The sequence below is a fragment of the Blastomonas sp. RAC04 genome (assembly GCF_001713435.1).
Lineage (GTDB): Bacteria > Pseudomonadota > Alphaproteobacteria > Sphingomonadales > Sphingomonadaceae > Blastomonas > Blastomonas fulva.
The window spans coordinates 3,031,652-3,055,384 of record NZ_CP016460.1 but is presented as its reverse complement, the minus strand read 5'-3'; the positions used below and the strand labels follow the sequence as shown (position 1 = coordinate 3,055,384).

Genomic DNA, 23,733 nt, shown 5'->3' with positions numbered 1-23,733 from the left:
ATGCGTCCAGTGCTTCTCGCGGCCGTCTCCGGCCTGTTGCTGCTTGGCGCCTGTGCACCTGCGCTGCAGGATGCTCCGATGGCGGCATCGGTGAGCGCGCCTGCCCAGTGGCGCACCCAGCTCGGCGTGACGGCGCCGGTCGAAGCGCAATGGTGGCAGGGTTTTGGCGATCCGCAGCTGTCGGCGCTGGTCGAAAAGGCACGCCTCGCCAATCCCGATGTCAGGATCGCTGCGGCGCGGGTCGAGGAAGCGCGCGCCACCGAACGCGGCTCGCGCGCGTTCCTGCTGCCCACGCTCGGGGTCGGGGTGGATGGCGCGGTGCGGCGGGAGGTCTCGCCCTTCGGCCAGGGGCTGGACCAGATCGTCGCGCAACCGGTGTTTCGCGCGAGCTACGAGATCGACCTGTTCGGCAAGAACGCCGCGCGTGTCGATGCCGCCGAGGCCAATGTCGCGGCGAGCGAGGCCAATGAGGAGGCGGCGCGGCTGTCGGTCGCAGCGGCGACCGCCACCGGCTATATCACCCTGCTGGCGCTCGATGCCCGGCTGGTGGTGCTCGACGAGACCGTCGAGGCTCGCCAGCAGGCGCTCAAGTTCGCCCGCGACCGCGCCGAGGTCGGCTATACCTCGCAGCTCGAACTGCGCCAGGCCGAGGCGGAATATCAGGCGACCGTCCAGCTTGTGCCGCAGCTGAAGGCCCAGATCGCGCGCCAGGAGAACATGCTCTCGGTGCTCACCGGCGAACTGCCCGGGGCCATTTCGCGCGGCGGCACGCTCTACCAGCTGCGCATGCCCGCGCCCCCGTCGACGCTCCCATCCGAACTGCTCCGCCGCCGACCCGATGTGGCTGCTGCCGAATTTCGCATTGCGGCGGGCGATGCCCAGATGCGCGCGGCGCGGGCGCAGTTCATGCCCTCGATCAACCTTGGTGCGAGCGCGGGGCTGGCGGTGTCGGACCTGCTGGCAGACCCGATCGGAATCTGGTCGCTGGGCGGCAGCATCCTGGCTCCCATCTTCCAGGGTGGCCGGCTGACCGCGCAGCTCGAGGGCGCGACGGCGCAGCGCGATCAGGCGGCCTGGGCGTATCTTTCGACCGTGCTCAATGCCTTTCGCGAGGTAGAGGACCGCATGGCGGTGCTTGCCAATCTGGGCGACCAGGAAACCGCATTGCAGGCGCAGCGCGCAGCGGTGGCCGACGCGCTGCGGCATGCTTCGAACCGCTATCGTGCAGGCTATACGACCTATATCGAGCAGGTCGATGCGCAGCGGGCGCTGCTCAGCGTGGAGCTTTCGCTGATCCAGACACGGGCCGACGAGCTTTCGAGCCTGGTCGGCCTGTACCAGGCGGTCGGGGGGGCGCCGGAATAACGGCAGCATCTCGCTCTGCGATGATCTATAGCGCCTGCCAGGCAGGCGCCGAGACCAGCGCCGCGCCGGAAGGGCACCGACCATGAGCAGACTGCACGATCATTCCGAACGCCATCTGGTCTCGCGCATCGGCTGGCTGCGCGCCGCGGTGATGGGCGCCAATGACGGCATCGTCTCGACCGCCAGCCTGATCATCGGGGTGGCGGCGGCGTCTGCCGCCTCCTCCGATGTGCTGATCGCGGGCGCTGCCGGGCTGGTGGCGGGCGCGATGTCGATGGCGGCGGGCGAATACGTGTCGGTCAGCTCGCAGCAGGATACCGAGACCGCCGATATCGAACGCGAACGCGGCGAGCTGGCAAGCGACGTCGATGCCGAGATCGAGGAGCTTGCGGGCATCTATATGGGCCGCGGGCTCGATGCCGAAACCGCAGGGATCGTCGCCCGCCAGCTGATGGCGCACGATGCGCTCGGCGCGCATGCCCGTGACGAGCTGGGTATCTCCGCCTTCACCACCGCTCGCCCGGAGCAGGCCGCGTTGACATCGGCTGCGACCTTCTCGGTGGGTGCTGCGCTGCCGCTGGCCGCCGCGATGATCGCGCCGCAAGCCAGCGTGACGCTGGCGGTCGCGGTCGCCTCGCTGCTGTTTCTCGCGGCGCTCGGCGCGATCGGGGCCGGGGCTGGCGGCGCATCGCTGTGGCGCGCGAGTGCGCGGGTGACCATCTGGGGCGCGATCGCCATGGCACTGACTGCAGGCATCGGCAGAGTGGTGGGCGCGGCGGTCTGATCGCTTCGGCCCCGGGCCTGTCATCTGCCCGGACGGAACCTGTAGCACACTCGCGCATATGTGCGTTTTACGTCATTGCGAGGTCACCATGGCTGCACGTGCCTATTGGAAGGGACATATCCGCCTCGCGCTGGTGTCCATCCCCGTCGAGATCTATTCGGCCACCAAATCCGGGGCCGCTGTCAGCTTCCGCCAGATCCACGAGCCCAGTGGCAAGCCGGTCAAATACGAGAAGGTCGTTCCCGGCATCGGGGCGATCGATCACGACGACATCGTCAAGGGTTTCGAGCTGTCCAAGGGCAATTACGTGCTGCTCGACGACGAGGAGATCGCGGCGGTGAAGCTCGAGAGCAAGCGGACGCTCGAGCTCGTCCAATTCGTCGACAGCAATGCCATCGACGTGCTGTATTACACCAAGCCCTATTATGTGGTGCCCGCCGACGAGCTTGCCGAAGAGGCGTATATCGTGCTGCGCGAGGCGCTGAAGCGGACCAAGAAGGTTGGGCTGGGCCAGCTGTCGCTGCGCGGCCAGGAACAATTGGTTGCGCTGCGCCCCTGCGGCCGCGGCCTGATCCTCGAAGTGCTGCGCTATGCCGATGAAGTGAACAAAGCAGCGGACTATTTCCGCGAGGTCGGTTCGACCAAGCCCGACAGCGACCTGCTCGATCTGGCCGAAACGCTGATCGGCAACAAGTCCGGGGAGTTCGATGCCAGCGATTATGAAAACCACTATGTCGATGCGCTCAAGCGGGTGATCGCCAAAAAGGCCAAGGCCAAGGGTAAGCGGGTGCTCGAGGATGTCGAGGAGCCCGATGTCGGCGCAAAGGGATCGAATGTCATCGATCTGATGGCAGCGCTCAAGGCCTCGGTCGACGGCAAGAAGAAGCCTGCCCCCAAAAAGGCCGCAGCCACCGCCAAGACCCCGGCGAAGAAGGCGCCGACGCGCAAGCGGGCCTGACATGGCTAAGGCTGCCGATCTGCTTGCCGACTATAACGCCAAGCGCGATTTCAAGCGGACGCCTGAGCCCGCCGGCAAGGTGTCGAAGGCCGCAGGCAACCGCTTCATCGTGCAGAAGCATGATGCCACGCGGCTGCACTTCGATCTGCGGCTCGAGATCGACGGCGTGCTCAAGAGCTGGGCGGTCACCAAGGGGCCCAGCGCCAATCCTGAAGACAAAAGGCTGGCGGTGCGCACCGAGGACCATCCGATGTCGTACGCCGATTTCGAAGGCGTGATCCCCCAGGGTGCCTATGGCGGCGGCACGGTGATGCTGTGGGACACCGGCAGCTGGGCACCGATCGCCGGAAAAAGCGCGCACGACATCGAGGAGGGGCATCTCCACTTCACGCTCGACGGCCAGCGGATGAAGGGCGAATGGCTGCTGGTGCGAATGAAGCCGCGCCCCGGCGAAAAGCGCGAGAACTGGCTGCTGCGCAAGATCGCCGACAGATGGGCCGGTGGCACGGATGATCTGGTTGGCCGCGCGCTCACCAGCGTTCTCAGCGACCGGACGATGGCGCAGATCGCTGCGGGGGAAGAAGGCCTGAAACCAGACTTGGGCGCAAAGCCTGCCAGCACGGCCAAACCCGCATCCAAACGCCGGTCCAAGGGCACGCCGCCCAAGTTCCGTGCCCTGCAGCTGGCGACATTGGTCGATGCCGTCCCTGCCGGGCACGACTGGATCCACGAGATCAAGTATGACGGCTATCGCGCCGCCGTCGCCGCAGCGGGCAGCGACGTGCGCATCTACACGCGCAACGGACTGGACTGGACCGACAAGTTTGCGCCGCTGGTCGCCCACATCGCCGCGCTCGATCTGCCGCCCTGCCTGATCGATGGCGAGATCGTCGCGTTCGACGCCAACGGCAACCCCGATTTCTCTGCGCTGCAGGCCGTTCTCAAACGCGGCAAGGGCGCGCAGGACGCAAAGACCGAATTGCAGTTCTTCGCCTTCGACCTGATCGAGCAGGACGGCAAGTCGTTGACCACGCTGGGCAATCTCGAGCGCAAGGAACGGCTCGAAGCGCTGCTGCATGATGCCGCCCCGCCGATCGCGGTGGCCGATCATGTCATTGGTGCCGGAGAGAGGCTGTACGCCGCAATGTGCAGTGCGGGGCAGGAGGGGATCATCTCCAAGCGCGCCGAATCGGGCTATGCCGGCAAAAGGTCGACCAACTGGGTCAAGGTGAAGTGCACCCGCCGCCAGGAGTTCGTCATCGTCGGCTGGAACCCCTCCAGGGCGAAGGGGCGGCCGTTCGCCTCGCTGCTGCTCGCGCAGCACGAGGGCGATGCACTGGTCTACAAGGGCAACGTCGGTACGGGGTTCAGCGCCGATAGCATGGACGAGCTTGCGCGGAGCTTCGCGAAACTCGCCCGCAAGACCGCGCCGTTGCCCGTAGAGGGTGCCGCCGCCCGCCATGCGCACTGGCTGAAGCCCGAGCTTGTCGCCGAGATCGCGTTTGCGGAATTCACCGCGGGCGGCGTGGTCCGCCATGCGAGCTTTCTGGGCCTGCGCGGCGACAAGGCAGCGCGCGATGTGACCCCGGAGGTCGCACGGCCCGCGCCAGCCGACCATGATGTGGTCACGATCACCAGCCGCGATCGCGTCATCTTCCCCGAAGCGAAGAAGACCAAGGGCGACCTTGCGGATTATTATGCCGCGGTCGCTCCGGTCATGGTGATGCATGCTGCGCGCCGCCCGATCAGCCTGGTGCGCTGTCCGCAGGGGCGCGCCAAGGCGTGCTTCTTCCAGAAGCATGATTCGGGCTCGTTCGGCGAGCATGTCCACCATATCAGCATTCGCGAGAAGGACGGCGGGCACGAAGACTATCTGTATGTCGAGGATGCCGCCGGGCTGCTGGCCTGTGTGCAGATGGGGACGATCGAGTTCCACGGCTGGGGCAGCCAGATTGCGGCGGTCGAGCATCCCGACCGGATGGTGTTCGATCTCGATCCCGACGAGGGTCTCGATTTTGCCGATGTCAGAAAGGCCGCGCTCGATATTCGCGGGCATCTTGCCGACATAGGCCTGGTCAGCTTTGCGATGCTCACCGGCGGCAAGGGCGTGCATGTCGTGGTGCCGCTCGATCCCGGGCACAGCTGGGATGCGCACAAGGCCTTTGCGCGCCACTTTGCCGAAGCGCTCAGCATGGCCGAGCCCGACCGCTTTGTTGCAACCATGAGCAAGGCCAAGCGCAAGGGCAGGATCTTCATCGACTGGCTGCGCAACCAGCGGGGCAGCACAGCCGTGATGCCCTATTCGGCCCGCGCCCGCCCGCATGCGCCGGTGGCGGTGCCGATCGGCTGGGAAGCGCTGGCAGAAGCGAAGAGCGCGAGCCAGTACACGATCGACGACAGCAGCTTGCTGCTCGAGCGGGCGGCCAGGTCCGACCTTCAGGGCTGGGGATTTGCAGCGCAGGCCCTGCCCGAATACTGATCGCGCATTCGGCGTGCCAAGGCTGTGACTTGCCTTGATTTTTCCCGGAATGACCGCGATGGTCACGCCACGAGAACACCACCGGGCCTGTCCGTTGCGCGCGCAGCAGACCGCTTTGTCGAAAAAAATGGGGAAGCAAATGAAGCGTGTGCCAGGGTTTATCGGGCTTGCCTGCTGGCTGTTTACCGGCAGCGCCGTGCTGGCGCAGGACGCCAACGAGCTGAAGGTGGCCGAGGAGGCCGAGGAAACCCCGCTGCCCGACGACGAGCAGGCCTATTTCACCTCGCTCACCTGGCGCAACATCGGCCCCGATCGTGGCGGCCGCTCGATCTCCGCCACCGGCAGCGCGGCGCGTCCGAACGAATATTATTTTACCGCCGTAGGCGGCGGGCTTTGGAAGACCACCGACAGCGGTGTCAGCTGGAAGCCGATGACCGACGGCAAGCTCGATACCGCAGCGGTGGGCGGTGTCGCGGTGTGCGAGGCCAACCCCGATATCGTCTACCTCACCACCGGCGAGACCCAGCTGCGCGGCAACATCCTGCCCGGCAGCGGCGTGTGGAAATCGACCGATGCCGCCAAGACCTGGACCAAGATCGGTCTGGCCGACGTGCAGAATTTTGCCCGGGTGCGGATCGATCCCAAGGATTGCGACACCGCCTATGTCGCAGGCTTCGGCCATTATGGCGAACCCAATGCCGAACGCGGCGTCTTCAAGACGACTGATGGCGGCAAAGCGTGGCGCAAGGTGCTGTTCCGCGATGCAAAGACCGGCGCGGTCGATATCTCGATCGATCCGAAAAACCCGCGCACGATCTATGCGGCGTTATGGGAAGCCTGGCGCAAGCCCTGGGGGATGAGCTCGGGCGGGGAGGGCAGCGGGCTGTTCCGCAGCAGCGACGGCGGCGAGACCTGGAGCGAACTGACGCGGATGCCCGGGATGCCGCAGACCGGTTTGATCGGCAAGATCGGGGTCAGCGTCTCGCCGGTCGATGCGAGCCGCGTCTATGCGATGATCGAGCATGCCAGCGAAGGCGGGCTTTACGTCTCGGACGATGCCGGTGCCAGCTGGCGGCGCGCCAACGACAGCGGCGATCTGCGCCAGCGGTCGTTCTATTACTCCCGCCTCGTTGCCGATCCGGTTGTCAAGGACCGGGTCTATGCGCTCAACGTCGAGTTCTTCCGCTCGGACGATGCGGGCAAGACGCTGACCAAGATCAAGACCCCGCATTCGGACAATCACGACCTTTGGATCGATCCTGCCAACAACCAGCGGATGATCGAGGCCAATGACGGCGGCGCCAATGTCAGCGTCAATGGCGGAGAGAGCTGGACCAAACAGGCCTATCCGACCGCGCAGATGTATCGCGTCTCGATCAGCAAGCATTTCCCGTATTTCGTCTGCGGCGGCCAGCAGGACAATTCGACGATCTGCGTGCCTTCGCGCGACTGGAAGCACGTCAATGCGCTGGGTGGCGGGCAGTACGGCTTTGCCGCAGGCGGCGGCGAAAGCGGCTATGTCACCAACGATCCCGCCAACCCCGAGATTTTCTATGCGGGAAGCTATGGCGGCACGCTCGATCGCTATGACCGCAGGACCGGACAGAGCCGCGCGATCAACGTGCTGCCTGATAACCCGATGGGCTATTCGGCAAGCGATGTCGCCGAACGCTTCCAGTGGACGTTCCCGATTGTCTTCGATCCGCACGATCCGCAGAGCCTGTATGTGACCTCGCAGCATGTCTGGCGCACCCGCAACGAAGGGCAGAGCTGGGAGCGAATCAGCCCCGACCTGACCCGCGCCGATCCCAAGACACTGGGCGCATCGGGCGGACCGATCACACTCGACCAGACCGGGGTGGAAACCTATGCGACGGTGTTCGCGCTGGCCCCTTCGCGGCGCGAGCGCGGGCTGATCTGGGCGGGCTCGGACGATGGTCTGGTCCACCTCACCCGTAATGGCGGCACCGACTGGGTTAACGTGACGCCCCGGCGGCTGCCCGCGAACCTCAAGATCACCACGATCGAGGATTCGCCGCACGCCGATGGCACGGCATACCTCACCGGCCACCGCCACCTGATGGGCGATTTCGCGCCCTATGTGATGAAGACCACCGATTACGGCCGCAGCTGGACGTCGATCACGGCTGGCATTCCCGCCGACGAGATGGCGCGCAGCATCCGCGAAGACCCCAAGCGCCCCGGCCTGCTGTATCTCGGCACCGAACGCGGCGTGTGGGTGTCGTTCGATTCGGGCAAGCGCTGGAGCAAGCTGCAGCGCAACCTGCCTGCGGTGCAAGTCTCGGATCTGGCAGTGACCGACAACGATCTGGTGATCGCCACCCACGGCCGCTCGTTCTGGGTGCTCGACAATATCGGCGTGCTGCGCCAGCTCGAGAACGGTGCGCCGCGCAGCGAGCGCCTGTTCGCGCCCGCGCCTGCCGTGCGCGATGTCGACGAGGGCGTCGCGATCGACTATTTCCTGCCCGCGCGGCCCAAGCAGCTGGCGCTCGATATCCTGGGAGCCGATGGCGCACTGATCCAGAGCTTTGCCGGCAACCCTGTCGACCCCAAGAAGAAGGACGACAAGGACGAAGACGAGGATGACGATCCGTTCAAGCCCCGCCCGGCCCCGACCACGACGATGAAACCCGGCCTCAACCGATTCGTTTGGAAGATGCGCCATCCCGGCTTTACCGATTTCCCCGGGATGATCCTGTGGACCAGCCGCAACCGCGGCATCACGGCGGTGCCCGGCCAGTATCAGGCGCGGCTGACGGTGGATGGAGAGGTCTTCACCCAGCCGTTCGAGATCCGCTCGGACCCGCGGCTTGTCGGGGTGACGCAGGCCGATCTCCAGGCCCGGTTCGACTTTTCCAGCAGGGTGAGCCAGCGGGTGAGTGAGGCCAATGCGGCGGTGCTGCTGATCCGCGGCATCAAGGAGCAGACCGCTGCAGCCGCGACCGATCCCGCAGCTGATGCAGCACTGCGCGGCCAGCTCTCAGACTTCGACACCCAATTGGGGGCGATCGAGGCGCAGCTCTATCAGGTGCGCAACCGCTCGCGGCAGGATCCGCTCAACTATCCGATCATGCTCAACGACAAGCTCGCCGGGCTGATCGGGGTGGCAGAAAGCGCCGAGGCGCGGCCGACCGACCAGAGCCTGGCGGTGTTCGCGACCCTGTCAGGCCAGCTCGATGCGCAGCTGGCGGCGCTCGATCGGCTGATCGGGGGTACCCTGCCGACGCTCAATGCCGCGCTCGGGGCCGCCGGGCTGGCGCAAATCGTCCGCCGCCAGCAGGAGGTCCCGCCGCCTGCTGCGCAAGCCGAGTGAGACAGGGCGGGCGGGTGGCGTTCTGCCCGCGCGGCTGGTGTCCGGTCAGGTCGAAGCCGCAAGCGCCCGGGCGCGGCGCTTGCGGCGCTTCACCAGCAGCGGCTTGATGAACATGTACGCCCCCGTGCCCCACAGAACGAGCAGCGCGATGCCGGTGGGCAGCGACAGCACATACTTACCCCAGTCGCCCAGAAAGCTGAAATCGTGCAGCGTCTCGAGGAAGTCTGAGGTGCGATAGCCGGTCTGGAGCACCTCGAGCGTGTGCAGATCGACCTGATATTCGGTGCGGTCGTTGAGGATCAGCTTGGCGAGGCCATCGCGCGGGCGGACATCGATGCGATCGACATCCCGCCAGCCGACCTTACCCCTGCCGGGCTGGGTGGCGACGGCTGCAAGCAGCCGATCGAGCGGAGTTGCAGGCAGGCCGGGCGCGCTCGCTTCGGCGGACGGCGGCTGCAGGACATCGAAATCCTTCTTGAGTGACAGCAGCACGCCGGTGATCGCGACCATCGCCACGGTGACCAGCGTGAACGCGGTGAGCCAGTAATGTACCAGACGCAGTGTGCGGCCCATCGACTTCTTCTCCATGGCAAAGCGGGAACGATCGGGCGTGTGTCCCCGGTCCGGCAATGCGCGATCCTGGAGGGGCGGTTCAGCAGCAGCGACAAGACTCCGCTTGCTGCAATGCCGTCAGGCGAAGGAAGTTGACCGCCGGAGGGGGAAGACGGCCCGTTGCTCGGGGCTGATGCGGTTCTTTTGGTTAAAGCGAGGCACCCGCGATCAGGCGCAGCAACCCAAGCCCAGGCCGCAGCACGCGCCAATCGCGCAGCATCCGGCGGCCAGCAGCTGCCCGACCGGGCCGGGGGCCGCAGCGAACGCCGCGCTGGATGACACGATCAGGCTGACGGCAGCAATCTTTGCAATCTTGAACACGGTCCGCTCTCCTTGGGCGCGACATGCGCGCCGCTGGGGTTTTGCCTTGGGCTGTGACGCAGACTATCTGCTCTGCCGCGTCATGCCAATCGCCTTTTCGTGGCGCAGTCCGCATGCGCTCTCACATCCGGTCGCCCAGCAGCATCCACAGCGCCATCGCCACCATCATCACATTCTCGGTCAGCGAGACGAACCCCAAAGGCACCCGCGAGGAGCCTCCCACACAGGCGCACTTGATATCGCGCTTCTGCACATAGACCGCGTAGAAAACCGATACCGCACCCACGCTCCCGATGAACAGGGCGGTCGGGATCGACACCCAGTCCAGCGCGCGCGCCAGCATCAGCACACCCGCCAGCGCCTCGGCAAACGGATAGAGATAGGCATAAGGCAGCCATCTGCGCGCGAGCAGGTCATAGCCCAGGAACATGGTGGCAAAGGAATCGAGGTCCTGCAGCTTGGGCACCGCAAGCAGGCACATGGCCACTGCGATGAAGGTCTCGAGGATCATCGGCGACAGTATCGTGCCCATCGTCAGCCAGCTGATCGCACCCGCCATCAGCGCGGCCATTGCGAACAGCGCCATGACGGGCACATAGGATATGGCATCGGGGTCCTTGACCGGCTTGCCCAGATGCCGCCGCAGATCGTCGTTGCCGCCGATCCGCACGCCGTCGATGAAGGTCTGTGGCGTAGTCTTGACGCCGTGCAGCGCCTTGAACGCGTCGGTCTCCTCGCGGGTCCTGAGCCAATGGTCCTCGACCGTGAAGCCCTGGCTCTGGAGCAGATACCGGCTCTTGATGCCATAGGGGCAGATGTGCTTGTCCATCACCATGCGATACAGCACGGCGGTCTTGGTGCTGGTCATTTCTTGACCTTCTCGAACAGGTCGATCAACTCGTTGAACTTGATCCGCTGTTCGGCGGCATCGCCCGAAGCGATCGCCTCCGAGACGCAGCAGGCGGCGTGATCCTTGAGGATTTCGCTCTCCGCTTTCGACAGCGCGGCCTTGACCGCCTGCATCTGGTTGAGGATGTCGATGCAATAGCGGTCCTCCGCCACCATCTGTGAAATCCCGCGCACCTGGCCCTCGATCCGTTTCAGGCGGTTGAGGATTGCCGTTCTGTCCTTTGCCATCGTCTAGACTCCGATTTTGGCTTGAATACCATAGGGGGGTATAGTATTTGCCACCGAAAGGATAGGCAAGAGCAGTGAGCAAAGATTTTTCCAGACGTTCCATCCTCACCGGCATTGGCGGCGGCATCGGCGTGCTCGCCGTGCCCGCCTGGGCGCAGGGTCACAGCATGCATGGCGGCAGCCATGGCAGCGGCGGTCCGCGCATTCCTGCGGGGTTCGACGAGGTTCGCGGCCCGGAGGTGAACCTGTCAATCGGCAGCGGGCATCGCATTGTCCAGGGGCGGCGCGGGCCGGGGATCGCGGTCAACGGCAGCGTGCCGGGTCCACTCATACGCCTGAAGGAAGGCGATACGGTCCGGCTCAACGTCACCAACACGCTCGGCGTGGACAGCTCGGTCCACTGGCATGGCCTGCTGGTGCCGTTCCAGTATGATGGCGTGCCGGGGGTCAGCTTTCCGGGGATCAGGCCGGGCGAGACCTTCACCTACACCTTCCCGATTCGCCAGTCCGGCACCTATTGGTATCACAGCCATTCGGGTCTGCAGGAACAGTCGGGCCATTACGGCCCGCTGATCATCGAGCCCGCAGGCGGCGAGACGATCGCCGTCGACCGCGACTATATCCTGCTGGTCAGCGATTTCACCACCCACGACCCGCATTTCATCATGAAGCGGCTGCGGACTGGCGAGGGCTATTTCAACCGCCAGCAGAACACCATGACCGACGATTACGCGATGTCCGGCGAAGAGCGGCGGATGTGGGGCCAGATGCGGATGATGCCCACCGACATCGCCGACATCGGCGGCAAGACCTATACCTTCCTTGCCAACGGGCGCGGCCCGCAAGAGGGCATGGAATATCTGTTCAAGCCCGGCGAGCGCATCCGCCTGCGCATCATCAATGGCGCTGCGATGACCTTCTTCAACATCCGCATCCCCGGTCTGCCGATGACCGTGATCGCGACCGATGGCCAGCGGGTCCGCCCGGTCGAGGTCGACGAGCTGCAGATCGGCACCGCCGAAACCTATGACGTGATCATCGAGCCGGGCTCGGCGTCTGCCTATAGCATCGTGGCCGAATCGATGGACCGCTCGGGCATGGCGCTGGCGATGCTGGCAAGCGCGCCCGGGCTGCGCGCCGCGGTCCCAGCGCTGCGCGATCCGCCGCTGCTGACCATGGCCGACATGGGCATGAACCACAATGATGGCGCGATGGATCATGGCGCGATGGATCACGGCACGATGAACCATGGCACCATGGATCACGGCGCTGGGGATGGCGGGGCGATGGACCACAATGCCGGCAGCATGAGCATGCAGGGCATGAAGATGCGCGATACTGCGCTGCTGCCACCCGATGTCGCGATCGGACCCGGCATCGACATGGTCTCGATGGCCCCGGTCGACAAGATGGGCGATCCGGGGCTTGGTTTGCGCGATGTTCCGCACCGCGTGCTCACCTACCGCATGCTCGCCGCCGCCGAGCCCGCCGCCGATGCGCCCGAGCCGAGCCGGCTGCTGGAGCTTCACCTCACCGGCAACATGGAGCGCTATATGTGGTCGTTCGACGGGCGGATGTATTCCGCAGTCAGCGACGTTCCGATCCGCTTTGCCTGGAACGAGCGCGTGCGGGTGAAGCTGGTCAACAACACCATGATGGCGCACCCCATCCATCTGCATGGAATGTTCTTCGAGATGGTCAACGGCCAGCCCGCCGCGTTGCAGCCGCGCAAGAACACGATGATCGTCCAGCCGGGTGCGAGCGCGCAGTTCGACCTTACCGCCAACGAGCCGGGCGACTGGGCATTCCACTGCCACCTGCTGTATCACATGCACGGCGGGATGATGCAGACCGTCACCGTGATGGGCCCGGAGGCGGCGTCTTGATCCGCTTTGCGATAGCATCCCTCGCGGTGCTTGCGCTGACGACGCCTGTCCGCGCGCAGGATCAAGCCGCGCATACAGCAGAGCCGGACCCGCATGCCGGGCACGCTATGCCGGCGGCCGAAGCTGCGCCCGGTGACCCCGCAAGCATGGACCACGGCACGATGGATCATGGAGCCATGGATCATGGCACGGTGGATCATGGAGCCGTGGATCATGGCACGATGGACCACAGCGCGATGGATCACACCTCTGGCGGTGAAGCGCCGCCATCGCCCGGGCCCGACATGGAAACCCCGCCACCGCCGCAAGCCGGAAGCGGTCCGCCGCGCGCGGCCGACGCCATCTGGGGCGCAGAGGCGATGCGCGCCTCGCGGCTCGACCTCCAGCAGACGCATGGCGACTACAACCTGTTCTGGTTCCAGGCCGATCGTGCCGAAATGCAGGTGCGCGATGGGGCCGATGGCTATCTGTGGGATCTGCAGGGCTTTTATGGCGGCACCACGCACAAGTTCTGGTTCAAGAGCGAGGGCGAAGGCAGCTTTGGCGAGGCGATCGAGGATCTCGAGATCCAGGCGCTGTATTCGCGCGCTGTCGCGCCGTTCTTCGATCTGCAGGCGGGCGTCCGTCAGGATTTGGCCGGACCCGATACGACGCATGCGGTGGTCGGGATCCAGGGCCTGGTGCCGTACATGTTCGAGGTCGATGCCGCCTTGTTCCTCTCGCATCGCGGCGACCTTACCGCGCGGCTGGAGGCCGAGCTCGACCAGCGAGTCACGCAGAGCATCCTCATCCAGCCGCGCGCCGAGCTCAACCTTTCCGCGCAGGATGTGCCGCAGCTCGGCATCGGTGCAGGCATCGACAGCTTCGAGGTCGGCGTGCGGCTGCGCTACGAGATTATCCGCGAGATCGCGCCCTATATCGGCGTGGAGCAGACGTGGCGCGCCGGCCGCAGCGCCGATTTCGCCCGCGCGCGCGGCGAGGACCCCAGCGTCACCAATTTTGTCGCGGGTATCAGGCTTTGGTTCTGAACAGGAAGGACAACATGATGCGTCTGAATTCGCTTTTCGCGCTTGCCGCAGCTGGCGCCGTGGCGCTCGCCGCGCCCCTCGCCACGTCGATGCCGGCGATGGCACACACCAAGGTCGTGGCCTCGTCGCCCGCGCAAGGCGCAACCGTCGCCAAGCCCAGGCAGGTCAGGCTGACCTTCAGCGAAGCGCTGCTGCCGCCGACGGTCGCCACCAGCATCGTGATGACCGCGATGCCGGGCGTGAAGAACCATGGCGAAATGGTCATCCGCAACTTCACTTCCAGCTGGTCCGAGGGCAACAAGACGCTGACCCTTAGCCTGCGCCAGCCGCTGCGCGCCGGAAGCTACGACGTGCGCTGGCAGGCGGCGGGTGCGGACGGGCACCGGATGAAGGGCGCGGTCAGCTTCACCGTCAGCTGATCCGATGACCGCCGACTGGCTGTTCCCGGCGCTGCGGTTCGCGCAGTATGCGGTGCTCCTCGGCCTGTTCGGATCGCTGGCGTTTCGCGTGGTCGGGCTGCAGGGGCTCACGCCTTTCCTGCGGCCCGCGACCGGGCGGGTCACCATGCTCGCTGCCCTGGCTGCGCCTTGCATCACGGTTGCGGTGATGCTGGTGGGCATTGCCCGGATGATGGGGCAGGCGCTCGGTGATCTCGATGGGGCCACCATCATGGCCATGGTGATGACGACCGACATGGGCACCGCGTTTCTGGCAAGAACGGCTCTTGCAACGGCGGCTGCGGCCGTATTGGCGCTGGGGAGGCCAGCGCGGCGATCGCAGATCATCGCTGCCTGGCTGTATGCGCTGACGCTGCTCACGCTTGCCTGGAACGGTCATGCTGCCGCGAGCGAAGGCTGGCCGGGGCTGGCGCACCGGCTGAACGATGCGACTCACCTGCTGGCGGCAGCATTGTGGATCGGTGCGATCGGATGGTTTTCGCGGCTGGTGTGGACAGCGCACCGCGATCCTGCGCGCATCCCACCGGAGCCGCTATTGGATGTCCTGCACCGCTTTGCGCCCTTGGGGCTGGCGCTGGTCGCGGTGGTGGCGCTGACGGGAACGATCAATGCGCATTTCATCTTCGGGATCGAAAACAGCTTGGCCGTGCTGCAGACGTCCTATGGCTGGCTGCTGGTCGCAAAGCTGGTGCTGGTTGCGTTCATGCTCGGCTGCGCGGCCCGCCACGCCCGGGCCGCGGCGCAATCCGCAGGCGCGTCAGGTCGCGAACCGGCGATGAGCAGGGCAGGGCTGGCGCAGCTTCGGGCGAGCCTGGTGGCAGAGCTGCTGCTTGCCGGCGGGGTCCTGGGCCTCACCGCGTTTGCAGGGCTGGCCGCGCCGATGGCGGGCTGAACCGATTATCGGGATGATGCGCGATGATGCAGGCGCGGGAGCATTGCCGACCCTGGTCGGGTGACGCACCAGCCTTCCAAAGCTGCGACCCTTGGAAAGTCGATGCGCCACCCTGTCTGTGGGCTTGGTGGGTGTCATTCAAGCCACAGCAGGCATTGAGCAGGGATGGGCAAATGGGTTCGGGGAAACCGCTTCGGCCCGCTCAATCTGGAAGCCTTGATGCCACAAAATCTGATCGATGAAATACGAAATGATGGCGCGTTCTTGATAGACGCCATCTATCGGCTGCGCGCCCGCGTCCCAGCCGGCGCGTGGGGCGCGGTGCGCGCGATCGTGCAAATGCGCCGAGGCAGACGATAGGTCTCGACAGCCCGCGCGCTTTATGGTGTCTTTATCCCACAGGCTGCGACGTGTCGGATCAACAGGAGACCTTATGGTACGAGCCGCATCAGCAGCCCTCCCCCTGATCGATCGCGGCAGCCTGCGCCAGTTGGAAACGCATTTCATCGCGCCAGAGATCTACCGGCGCGACGATCTGGCGCGGCGTCAGGGTCAACTGGCCCAACTGATCTCGGACCGGGTGATCCCCCAGCTTTTGCGACTGCACAGCGATGTCGTTCCCGATGCACCTCCGGTCGAGGTGGTGGTCAAGGCGCTGGCGCCCGACCGCGACGACATCACGGGGCTCGCCGACATCATCCTGGGCAGCGATCTGGAGGCTGCCGTCAGCTATGTCACGCTGCTGCGCGATCGCGGCCTGTCGATGGACGCGCTGTTCGTCGAACTGCTCGAGCCCACCGCGCGCCATCTGGGCGAGATGTGGGATCATGACCTGTGCGATTTCATCGACGTGACCCTGGGCGTGGCGCGGCTGCAGAAGCTGCTCGCGGCCTTCAACAACTCGCATATCGCACCCCAGCTCGACAGCCGGCGCGCGGTGCTGATGGCGATGACGCCCGGGGACCAGCATTTCTTCGGCGTCACCATGGTCGAGCGGTTTCTGCTGGCGTCGGGCTGGAAGGTCAGGACCGAAACCTCGGCGAGCGCTGCGGAAATCGCGGACGCGACTCAAGGCAGCTGGTTCGCGGTCGCCGGGCTGACAGCGGGCTCGGAACAGATGATCGACAGCCTCACGACGACGATCGCCCGGATCCGGCAGCAGTCGTGCAATCCGCATATCGGCATCATGGTCGGCGGCCCGATCTTCACCGCCAATCCCGCGCTGGCGGCGAAGGTTGGTGCCGACGCCACCGCGCCCAATGCTCCCACGGCGGTTCTGATCGCGCAAAAGCTGTTCGACACCGCGATCGCCCGGCAGGGCCCCCGAGCAGCCGGATGATCCCGAAGGCCGCGCGAGTCCCCGCCGACCGGCGGGTCAGCGCCCGGACGACTGCAACGCTGCGAGCGCAGGGTTTGCCACTACTTCCTCGGCGACATAGCGTGCGGCCTGTTCGGCCTGTTTGCGCCCCAGATGCCAGTCGAGAATCTGCATGCCCTGGACGATCGGCGGGCTGAGCAGAATGTCGTCCTCGCGCAGCATCGATCGCGAGGCGATACGGCTGGCGACCACCATCGATCGCTGCATGATCTCGACGATGGACGGGAAATCGCTGTCCGACTTGCGGCGCAGCAACAGGTCGCGGATCAGCTGCCCGCGGCGGCGCAGCGAATGATAGGCGGCCTTGATCCGCCAGGTCTGCCCCGCCTCGCCCAGCGTGACGACGATGTTGGGGCCCGATTTGAGCGCGCGCATCGTCACCACCGGCACATTGTCCAGCACCCCGCCATCGACCAGGATGTTGCCATCGGTATCGATGAAAGGCGGCAGGATGGTGGGCAGCGATCCGGACGCGCGCACCGCATGCCATAACGGGCCGCGGCGGTGGACGTGCAGGTCGTTGGTGGACAGGTTGGTCGAGATCGCGAAGAAGTTGATCGGCTGGTCGGCGATATCGGCATTGCCATAGCGCTCTTCCAGCTCGGCATCGAACACCGCCGGGTCGAGCAGCGAATGGATCGGCACGGTGAAACGCCGCATCGCCTTGGCATCGATGAACATCGCCTCCATCTGGTCGAGCGTGCGCGGCACGGTGAGCCCCTGCGCGATCGCGGCCCCCATCGCCGCGCCTGCGCTGGTGCCGCCGATCAGGTCGATCGGCACGCCCGCCTCCTGCAGCCCGCGCACGATGCCAAGATGCGCGCAGCCCAGCGCGCCGCCACCCGCCAGCACCAGCCCGACCGCGCGTCCGGTGAGGAACCGCGCGACACGCTCGAAATCCGCCTCGCTGTCGCGCGCAACATGGTGGTGCAGATGCGGGTCGCGTCCGGCAAGCCACGCGGCGGTGCCGCTCACCGGCTGATCGGCGCGTTCGCGGACCAACAGCAATGTGCGGTTGGGCGGCTCGATCGCGGCGCAGCCTGCCATCTCGAGCGGCGCCAGCGCGGGGCTGCAGCCAGCATCGGCGACCATCAGCAGGCCATCGGCGTTGCGGCACACCAGCGCCCCCCATTCGGCATCGCCGCTGGCATCGATCAGCAGGTATCCGCGCCGCGCCTCGTGCTCGCGCAGCCAGGCCTGATAGGCGCTGGCCGGGCCCGGCGGCACGTCGCTCTCGCGCACCAGCATCACTTGGCGGTCGTCGGGAATGGTGCGGCGGATAGCATCGGCAAGCCGCCGCAGCAGCGCAGGATCGGTCCGGCTGCCCCCGCTGGGGACCACCGCGATCACCCGCGGCAGTCGTGCCTCCATCGGCGGGGTCTTTGCGGTGACCGCGGCCAGCCGCTGGGTCACCGCGGTCAGGATTGCCGGCACCAGCTGCGGATAGGCGGCGACCACCATGTCATAGCATTCCCGGTCGAGCGCCATAACCACGCTGTCACGGCTGGCCTGCAGCGTTGCGGTGCGGGTACCGCCACCGAAAAAGGCGAGCTCGCCAACGGGCTCGCCCGCCTCGATCTGCGCGACCGCCTTGCTGCCCATGGGGGTTTCGATCAGCACCCGCAGCCGTCCGGTTTCCAGGAAGTAGAGCGTATCGGCGGCATCGCCCTGCCGCACCAGCGTTGCGCCCGCCGGAACTTCCAGCCGGTGCGCCTTCTGGCTCAGTGCATCGATCGCAGCCTGGTCGACATTGGCGAACAGCCCCGATTGCATCCAGTCGCGCAGGCTCCCGTCCGCATCATGCTCTCCCGGCTGCCCCATTGCCATTCCTGTCGCTCCGTCAGTTGCGCCCGGTCTGCAACCGGGAAACCTCGTGCTTTTTCAAGATCGTTGATCCCGGTCTAGCGCAGCCCCCGGCAAAACAGAAGCCCGTCGGCAGGCATGCTTCGCTTTGCGACCAGCCGAGCAACCCTTTGCCGGTTCATCCCTTGGTGGGGGGCTGGCCGGGCCGCCCCCAAACCGCCTCTTGGCCCGGTCAGCAGCCCCGATACCGACCCGGTCAATCCAGGGATGTCGGGCAGGGCACGAGGCAGACAGGCAGAAGGAGCAATTCCCATGAACATGCAGGCTTCCACACTCGCAAGCGGCAACGAAACCATCTCGAGCGATCAGGTCGATGGCACCGCCGTCTATGGCAGCGATCGCGAAAAGATCGGTTCGGTGACGAACATGCTGATCAGCAAGCGCGAAGGCAAAGTCACCGACGTGATCGTGTCTGTCGGCGGTTTTCTCGGCATCGGCAGCGAGCTTCACAGCCTTCCCTGGTCGAAGTTCAGCTATGACACCGACCTCGGCGGCTATCTGGTCAACGTGACCTCGGACCAGCTCAAGAACGCGCCGAGCTTCTCGGATTCGGACCGCGACCGCGCGATGAACCGCGACTATCAGTCGAGCGTCTACGACTATTGGGCGGTCAAGCCTTACTGGTGATCGCCTGAGCGACCATCACTGAACGAAATCCGGGCCGGGGAGCACATGCTTCCCGGCCCGGCTTCGTCTGGTCCGGGGTGATCGGAGTCCCGCAAAGAGCTTGCGTTCGAACCCGTGCTGGTCCTAAGCGGCGCGGCGCTGTGTGGCGCGTGTTTTGCGGGAACGGCTCTCTTCATGCTCAAACGGCTTTACCACTGGACCCTCGCCAAGGCGGCGCACGACAAGGCACCCTATTGGCTGGCCGCGATCAGTTTCATCGAATCGAGCTTCTTTCCCATCCCGCCCGATGTCATGCTCGCCCCGATGTGCCTGGCGCGGCCGCAAAAGGCGTTCCAGTACGCGCTGATCTGCACCATCGCATCGGTGCTGGGCGCGCTGCTCGGCTATGCCATCGGCTTCTTCCTGTTCGAGACCATCGGCCGGGCGATCCTCGATTTCTATGGGCTGGACGGCCAGTTCGAGGCATTCAAGACCAGCTTCAACGAACAGGGCTGGCTGATCGTGCTGCTCGCAGGTTTCACGCCGCTGCCGTTCAAGGTGATCACCATCGCAGCCGGCGCAACCGCGATGCAGCTTTACGTTCTGGTCGCAGCCTCGATCATCGCGCGTTCGGCGCGGTTCTTCCTGGTCGGCGCGCTGCTGTGGAAGTTCGGCCAGCCGATGCAGGACTGGATCGACCGCAACTTCGCGCTCGCCACCACTGCGGTGGGCGTGCTGTTCGTCGGCGGCTTCGCGGCGCTGAAGTTCGTCTTCTAGTCCGCTCCGACACTTCCCGATATCTGCAGGAGCGGTCCTGGCCGCAGGCAGTGCGGCGCCTGCCTGCCCAGAACGCGAACCCGCGTGACAGGGTTCGTCCGGCCTTTTAGGAAGAACGCGGGAGCCTGACGACGGGAGGGGATGCCACGCGATGATGATGCAGGGGCTGTTTTTGCTGCTCGGACTTGTCCTCCTGATCGGCGGGGGTGACATCCTGGTTCGCGGCGCGGTGCGGATCGCCGAGAGGTTGCGGCTGTCGCCGATGCTCATCGGCCTGACGGTCGTCGGCATGGGAACCTCGATGCCCGAGCTCGCCGCCAGCGTGCAGGCCAGCCTGGCCGGATCGCCGGGCATCGCGCTGGGCAATATCGTCGGATCGAACATTGCCAACGCGCTGCTGATTCTGGGCGCGGCGGCGCTGATTGCCCCGATCGCGGTGCAGAGCAAGGCGCTGTGGCGCGATGGCGGGGTTGCCACGCTCGCCGCCATGGCCTTGCTCGCAGCAGGCGCGAGCGTCGGGCTGTCGCGCGCTGCGGGCTTTGCCTTCCTGTGCGCGATGGCGGGCTATATCTATTTTGCCTATCGTCAGGAGCGCGCGGGCGCCCCGCATGGCGCTGCCTATGACCGTGCGATCGCGATGGAAGAGGTCGATCCTGCGCTGGTTCCGCACGACAAGCCGACCGCGAGCCTGGCCACGGCGCTCGCGCTGTTCGCTGTCGGGCTGGCGCTGATCGTGGCAGGAGGCGTGGTGCTGGTCGATGCCGCGATCCAGATCGCGCAGCAATTGGGAATCAGCGATGCGGTGATCGGTTTGACCATCGTCGCGGTAGGCACGTCGTTTCCCGAACTGGTCACATCGGTGATCGCGGCCTATCGCCGGCAGGGGGATATCGCGCTGGGCAACGTCCTGGGATCGAACATCTACAACATCCTGTTCATCGGGGGGATCACCGGGGTGGTCGCACCGACCGCTGTCCCGGCGAGCATCATGGGGTTCGACCTGTGGGTGCTGCTGGCAACCTCGGTGCTGGTCATGGTGCTGGCACTGACCGGCAGAAGGCTGGGGCGGATCGAGGGCCTGACCCTGGTTGCGGCCTATTGCGTGTATCTCGGCTACACCGTCAGCCTCGCCTGAGCGGCGGGCGGCGCGCTAGCCGCGCTTGACCAGCAGCGTCTCGTAGCAGCTGCGCAGCGCAGCCGGGATCGGCTTCGATCCGTTGGCATCGGTCAGCACCAATGTCGTGACGCAGGTCGCGACGCACGCGCCGTTCTGGAACGCGGCCGAGCAGATGTCCCAGCTTGAGGTTCCGATCCGCAAGATGCCGCTCATCACCTCCACCGGATCGGGGAAATGCGCTTCTGCGACATAGTCGATCGCGACCGAGGCGATCAGCCAGCGTTCGCCGGGCTGGCGGCGTTCGAGCCCCAGATTGCGGTTGAACCGCACCCGGCCATTCTCGAACAGCGCCGCCATCGCGACATTGTTGATATGGCCGAGCGGGTCCAGATCCTGGAAGCGCGTCTCGGTTACCGTGCTGAACGGATAGCTTTCCGGATCGCGCTGCCAGGCTTCTGATTTGGGCATAAGGGAAGTTCCGGTCGTGCCTTACAGCGAGCGACCGATGAGCTCCTTCATGATCTCGCTGGTGCCGCCGAAGATGCGCGTCACGCGCGCCCCGCGCCAGGCCCGGGCGATCGGATATTCGTTCATGTAACCCGCACCGCCGTGCAGCTGCAGGCACTTGTCCATGATTTCCCACTGCAGCTCGGTGTGCCACAATTTGGCGGCAGCGCCTTCGACCGCAGTCAGCTCCTTGGTCGCGTGGCGGTTCAGCGCCCAGTCGAGATGCGCCCAGCCGACCTGCAGCTTGGTCTTGAGGTCGGCGAGCACGAAGCGGGTGTTCTGGAAATCGAACACGGTCTTGCCGAACGCCTTGCGGTCCTTCACGAACGCGACGGTATCGTCATAGGCCTTCTGCGCCGAAGCCTGGGCCGAAACGGCAATCGACAGGCGTTCCTGCGGCAGCTCGCTCATCAGATAGATGAAGCCCTTGCCTTCTTCGCCGAGGCAGTTGGTCATCGGCACGCGGACGTCGTTGAAGAACAGCTCCGAGGTATCGGCGGCGTCCTGGCCGATCTTGTCGAGGTTGCGGCCGCGGGCAAAGCCTTCGCGATCGGCTTCGACCAGGATGATCGACACGCCCTTCCAGGCGGGCTGCACTTCGGTATCGGTCTTGGCGCAGACCAGGATCAGGTCGGCGTTCTGGCCGTTGGTGATATAGGTCTTCGATCCGTTGATGACGTAGTGGTTGCCATCCTTCTTCGCGGTGGTGCGGATGCCCTGAAGGTCGGAACCCGTGCCCGGCTCGGTCATCGCGATCGCGGTGATCGTCTCGCCCGAAACCAGACGCGGCAGCCACTTCTGCTTCTGCTCTTCCGAGCCGTACTGGACGAGATAGTTGACCACGATGTCCGACTGCAGCGAGAAGCCCAAAGGCGATCCGCCGAAATATGCGGCTTCCTCGTTGACGATGGCGTTGTAGCCGAAGTCGAGGCCCAGGCCGCCATATTCTTCCGGAACGGTGGGGCACAGCATGCCGAGCTCGCCTGCCTTGGGCCAGATTTCACGCGGGACAATCTTTTCCTCGTCCCATTTCACCGCATTGGGCGCGACTTCTTCCTGCATGAAGCGGCGGACGGTCTGGCGGAACGCCTCGTGATCGGCGTTATAGGCGGTGCGGGCTAGGGCATCGAGCGACATGGCATCTCTCCGGTTGTCTGTTGGCGCGCGATTCATGCCGCGCAGCACGTCAGCGGGTCTAGCGCCACGTTAACGTAAACGTCAATCGCTATTTAATCGCTCGGTTAACCTGGCGACGGCGCAACCCGCTCAGGCCTGATCGCGTCCGCGCGCCATCACCGCCAACCGCGCCTGTTCGACCGATTCGGGGCGCACCTGACCGTTGGCGGCGGTGGACCGCTCGGCTTCCAGCGCCAGCGCGCCGGCTAGCGGCAGGGCATAGCCATCGTCGATCAGCGCCTTGTAGGCAGCGCTCATGCCCGGGTCGATTCCCGCCATGTCCCGCGCCAGGGCGATCGCGGCGGGGAGCAGCGCATCGGGCTCGACCACCCGGTTGACCAGCCCCCAGCGTTCGGCGGTGGCGGCATCCAGAAAATTGCCGGTCAGCGACAGCTCCTTGGCGCGCGATATGCCGATCATCCGGGACAATTTCTGCGACAGCCCCCAACCGGGCATGATGCCGACCCGGGCATGGGTATCGGCAAAGCGGGCGTTGGTCGACGCGATCAGCACATCGCAGGCCAGAGCCAGCTCGAACCCGCCGGTGATCGCGACGCCGTTGATCGCCCCGATCACGGGCTTGGCGCACTGTTCGACGGCCTTGACCGGGTTCTCGGCGGGATCGGTGGCGTTGGCCGCGCCAAGGCCGGCGGTGCTCGCGCCCAGCTCCTTCAGGTCGAGCCCGGCGGTGAAGGCGCGGGTGCCCGCGCCGGTGAGGATCACCGCGCGCACTGCATCGTCATCGGCCACCGCGCGCATGGCTGCAGCGAGCTCTGCGCGCAGAGCGGCCGACAGCGCGTTCATCGCTTCGGGCCGGTTGAGCGTCACCACCGCCACGCCCTGTGTGATCTCGGTCAAAATCAGCGGCATACAGGCTCCTTGTGCGCGGCAGGCCGCCAAGGCTATCGGGCGTGCTCGCCATCGGCAAGGGCTTCGCGCGCGCATCGCTGCGGGCGGGGTGCGGGCGACCGGCACCGTAGCGGCACCCCGGTGGCTGGGCTGGCGGCGGGAAGAGGATGCTGCGCAACATAAAAGGGCGCAAAAGCTTGCCCAAG

22 protein-coding genes are annotated in these 23,733 nt (G+C 65.7%); 14 read left to right on the top strand and 8 right to left on the bottom strand.

Annotated elements, in window-relative coordinates:
- From BSY18_RS15210 to BSY18_RS15190, 5 genes are all read left to right on the top strand, one after another.
- Positions 1–1,365: an efflux transporter outer membrane subunit gene (locus BSY18_RS15210; RefSeq protein WP_069051949.1), complete on the top strand. Its 1,365-nt coding sequence runs from the start codon at positions 1–3 to the stop codon at positions 1,363–1,365.
- An 82-nt stretch (positions 1,366–1,447) separates the two neighbouring features.
- Positions 1,448–2,149: a VIT1/CCC1 transporter family protein gene (locus BSY18_RS15205; protein WP_069051070.1), complete on the top strand. Its 702-nt coding sequence runs from the start codon at positions 1,448–1,450 to the stop codon at positions 2,147–2,149.
- A gap of 88 nt (positions 2,150–2,237) precedes the next feature.
- Positions 2,238–3,107 carry a non-homologous end joining protein Ku gene (gene ku, locus BSY18_RS15200; protein WP_069051069.1) on the top strand — a complete coding sequence of 290 codons (870 nt, stop codon included), beginning with the start codon at positions 2,238–2,240 and terminating at the stop codon, positions 3,105–3,107.
- A 1-nt stretch (position 3,108) separates the two neighbouring features.
- On the top strand, positions 3,109–5,586 hold the full coding sequence (gene ligD / locus BSY18_RS15195; RefSeq protein ID WP_069051068.1) for a DNA ligase D: 2,478 nt from the start codon (positions 3,109–3,111) through the stop codon (positions 5,584–5,586).
- Positions 5,587–5,725: 139 nt separating this feature from the next.
- Positions 5,726–8,920, top strand: coding sequence for a WD40/YVTN/BNR-like repeat-containing protein (locus BSY18_RS15190; RefSeq protein ID WP_069051067.1), 3,195 nt, complete (start codon positions 5,726–5,728; stop codon positions 8,918–8,920).
- A gap of 45 nt (positions 8,921–8,965) precedes the next feature.
- Here BSY18_RS15190 and BSY18_RS15185 read toward each other — a convergent pair whose 3' ends face one another.
- The 4 genes from BSY18_RS15185 to BSY18_RS15175 all read right to left on the bottom strand — a co-directional run bounded on the left by BSY18_RS15185 (position 8,966) and on the right by BSY18_RS15175 (position 10,990).
- Positions 8,966–9,493 (bottom strand): PepSY domain-containing protein, encoded by a 528-nt coding sequence (locus BSY18_RS15185; protein WP_069051948.1) that lies wholly within the window; start codon positions 9,491–9,493, stop codon positions 8,966–8,968.
- A gap of 207 nt (positions 9,494–9,700) precedes the next feature.
- On the bottom strand, positions 9,701–9,853 hold the full coding sequence (locus BSY18_RS21290) for a hypothetical protein (protein WP_162892460.1): 153 nt from the start codon (positions 9,851–9,853) through the stop codon (positions 9,701–9,703).
- A 121-nt stretch (positions 9,854–9,974) separates the two neighbouring features.
- Positions 9,975–10,721, bottom strand: coding sequence for a MauE/DoxX family redox-associated membrane protein (locus BSY18_RS15180; RefSeq protein WP_069051066.1), 747 nt, complete (start codon positions 10,719–10,721; stop codon positions 9,975–9,977).
- A complete protein-coding gene (locus tag BSY18_RS15175; RefSeq protein ID WP_054134861.1) occupies positions 10,718–10,990 on the bottom strand; it encodes a metal-sensitive transcriptional regulator in 273 nt (90 codons plus the stop codon). The genes BSY18_RS15180 and BSY18_RS15175 overlap by 4 nt, the downstream gene beginning before the upstream one ends.
- Positions 10,991–11,064: 74 nt before the next feature.
- On the opposite strand from BSY18_RS15175, the gene BSY18_RS15170 reads away from it, so the two are divergent.
- From BSY18_RS15170 to BSY18_RS15145, 6 genes are all read left to right on the top strand, one after another.
- Positions 11,065–12,876, top strand: a complete 1,812-nt coding sequence (locus tag BSY18_RS15170; protein ID WP_069051065.1) for a copper resistance system multicopper oxidase — start codon at positions 11,065–11,067, stop codon at positions 12,874–12,876.
- Positions 12,873–13,904: a copper resistance protein B gene (locus BSY18_RS15165; RefSeq protein ID WP_069051064.1), complete on the top strand. Its 1,032-nt coding sequence runs from the start codon at positions 12,873–12,875 to the stop codon at positions 13,902–13,904. The genes BSY18_RS15170 and BSY18_RS15165 overlap by 4 nt, the downstream gene beginning before the upstream one ends.
- Before the next feature lie 14 nt (positions 13,905–13,918).
- Complete coding sequence (copC, locus tag BSY18_RS15160) at positions 13,919–14,323, top strand: copper homeostasis periplasmic binding protein CopC (RefSeq protein WP_236823382.1); 405 nt, start codon at positions 13,919–13,921, stop codon at positions 14,321–14,323.
- 4 nt (positions 14,324–14,327) lie between these two features.
- Positions 14,328–15,254 carry a CopD family protein gene (locus tag BSY18_RS15155; protein WP_069051063.1) on the top strand — a complete coding sequence of 309 codons (927 nt, stop codon included), beginning with the start codon at positions 14,328–14,330 and terminating at the stop codon, positions 15,252–15,254.
- A 165-nt stretch (positions 15,255–15,419) separates the two neighbouring features.
- A complete protein-coding gene (locus tag BSY18_RS15150; protein ID WP_069051062.1) occupies positions 15,420–15,614 on the top strand; it encodes a hypothetical protein in 195 nt (64 codons plus the stop codon).
- 73 nt (positions 15,615–15,687) lie between these two features.
- Entirely contained in the window at positions 15,688–16,593 is a 906-nt protein-coding gene (locus tag BSY18_RS15145) for a cobalamin B12-binding domain-containing protein (RefSeq protein WP_171900247.1), read from the top strand.
- A 36-nt stretch (positions 16,594–16,629) separates the two neighbouring features.
- Here the strand turns inward: BSY18_RS15145 and BSY18_RS15140 are convergent, their stop codons facing one another.
- On the bottom strand, positions 16,630–18,459 hold the full coding sequence (locus BSY18_RS15140; RefSeq protein ID WP_069051061.1) for a cyclic nucleotide-binding and patatin-like phospholipase domain-containing protein: 1,830 nt from the start codon (positions 18,457–18,459) through the stop codon (positions 16,630–16,632).
- 288 nt (positions 18,460–18,747) lie between these two features.
- Between BSY18_RS15140 and BSY18_RS15135 the strand changes: the two genes are divergently transcribed.
- From BSY18_RS15135 to BSY18_RS15125, 3 genes are all read left to right on the top strand, one after another.
- Positions 18,748–19,122 carry a PRC-barrel domain-containing protein gene (locus BSY18_RS15135; protein ID WP_069051060.1) on the top strand — a complete coding sequence of 125 codons (375 nt, stop codon included), beginning with the start codon at positions 18,748–18,750 and terminating at the stop codon, positions 19,120–19,122.
- Positions 19,123–19,296: 174 nt separating this feature from the next.
- Complete coding sequence (locus tag BSY18_RS15130; protein WP_054134868.1) at positions 19,297–19,878, top strand: YqaA family protein; 582 nt, start codon at positions 19,297–19,299, stop codon at positions 19,876–19,878.
- Between the two features lie 151 nt (positions 19,879–20,029).
- Positions 20,030–21,013, top strand: coding sequence for a calcium/sodium antiporter (locus tag BSY18_RS15125; RefSeq protein WP_069051059.1), 984 nt, complete (start codon positions 20,030–20,032; stop codon positions 21,011–21,013).
- A 15-nt stretch (positions 21,014–21,028) separates the two neighbouring features.
- Here BSY18_RS15125 and BSY18_RS15120 read toward each other — a convergent pair whose 3' ends face one another.
- The 3 genes from BSY18_RS15120 to BSY18_RS15110 form a co-directional block, all read right to left on the bottom strand.
- A complete protein-coding gene (locus BSY18_RS15120) occupies positions 21,029–21,463 on the bottom strand; it encodes an acyl-CoA thioesterase (protein WP_069051058.1) in 435 nt (144 codons plus the stop codon).
- 21 nt (positions 21,464–21,484) lie between these two features.
- Positions 21,485–22,639: an acyl-CoA dehydrogenase family protein gene (locus BSY18_RS15115; RefSeq protein ID WP_054134871.1), complete on the bottom strand. Its 1,155-nt coding sequence runs from the start codon at positions 22,637–22,639 to the stop codon at positions 21,485–21,487.
- A 129-nt stretch (positions 22,640–22,768) separates the two neighbouring features.
- On the bottom strand, positions 22,769–23,548 hold the full coding sequence (locus BSY18_RS15110; RefSeq protein ID WP_069051057.1) for an enoyl-CoA hydratase: 780 nt from the start codon (positions 23,546–23,548) through the stop codon (positions 22,769–22,771).
- Positions 23,549–23,733 lie beyond the last annotated feature (185 nt).

Coding starts and splice junctions, on each gene's coding strand:
- BSY18_RS15175 (WP_054134861.1), bottom strand. CDS start 10,990: ATGGCAAAGGACAGAACGGCAATCCTCAACCGCCTGAAACGGATCGAG.
- BSY18_RS15140 (WP_069051061.1), bottom strand. CDS start 18,459: ATGGCAATGGGGCAGCCGGGAGAGCATGATGCGGACGGGAGCCTGCGC.
- BSY18_RS15205 (WP_069051070.1), top strand. CDS start 1,448: ATGAGCAGACTGCACGATCATTCCGAACGCCATCTGGTCTCGCGCATC.
- BSY18_RS15185 (WP_069051948.1), bottom strand. CDS start 9,493: ATGGGCCGCACACTGCGTCTGGTACATTACTGGCTCACCGCGTTCACG.
- ligD (WP_069051068.1), top strand. CDS start 3,109: ATGGCTAAGGCTGCCGATCTGCTTGCCGACTATAACGCCAAGCGCGAT.
- BSY18_RS15145 (WP_171900247.1), top strand. CDS start 15,688: ATGGTACGAGCCGCATCAGCAGCCCTCCCCCTGATCGATCGCGGCAGC.
- BSY18_RS15135 (WP_069051060.1), top strand. CDS start 18,748: ATGAACATGCAGGCTTCCACACTCGCAAGCGGCAACGAAACCATCTCG.
- ku (WP_069051069.1), top strand. CDS start 2,238: ATGGCTGCACGTGCCTATTGGAAGGGACATATCCGCCTCGCGCTGGTG.
- copC (WP_236823382.1), top strand. CDS start 13,919: ATGATGCGTCTGAATTCGCTTTTCGCGCTTGCCGCAGCTGGCGCCGTG.
- BSY18_RS15150 (WP_069051062.1), top strand. CDS start 15,420: ATGGGCAAATGGGTTCGGGGAAACCGCTTCGGCCCGCTCAATCTGGAA.
- BSY18_RS15180 (WP_069051066.1), bottom strand. CDS start 10,721: ATGACCAGCACCAAGACCGCCGTGCTGTATCGCATGGTGATGGACAAG.
- BSY18_RS15190 (WP_069051067.1), top strand. CDS start 5,726: ATGAAGCGTGTGCCAGGGTTTATCGGGCTTGCCTGCTGGCTGTTTACC.
- BSY18_RS15120 (WP_069051058.1), bottom strand. CDS start 21,463: ATGCCCAAATCAGAAGCCTGGCAGCGCGATCCGGAAAGCTATCCGTTC.
- BSY18_RS15125 (WP_069051059.1), top strand. CDS start 20,030: ATGATGATGCAGGGGCTGTTTTTGCTGCTCGGACTTGTCCTCCTGATC.
- BSY18_RS15115 (WP_054134871.1), bottom strand. CDS start 22,639: ATGTCGCTCGATGCCCTAGCCCGCACCGCCTATAACGCCGATCACGAG.
- BSY18_RS15210 (WP_069051949.1), top strand. CDS start 1: ATGCGTCCAGTGCTTCTCGCGGCCGTCTCCGGCCTGTTGCTGCTTGGC.
- BSY18_RS15130 (WP_054134868.1), top strand. CDS start 19,297: ATGCTCAAACGGCTTTACCACTGGACCCTCGCCAAGGCGGCGCACGAC.
- BSY18_RS15110 (WP_069051057.1), bottom strand. CDS start 23,548: ATGCCGCTGATTTTGACCGAGATCACACAGGGCGTGGCGGTGGTGACG.
- BSY18_RS15155 (WP_069051063.1), top strand. CDS start 14,328: ATGACCGCCGACTGGCTGTTCCCGGCGCTGCGGTTCGCGCAGTATGCG.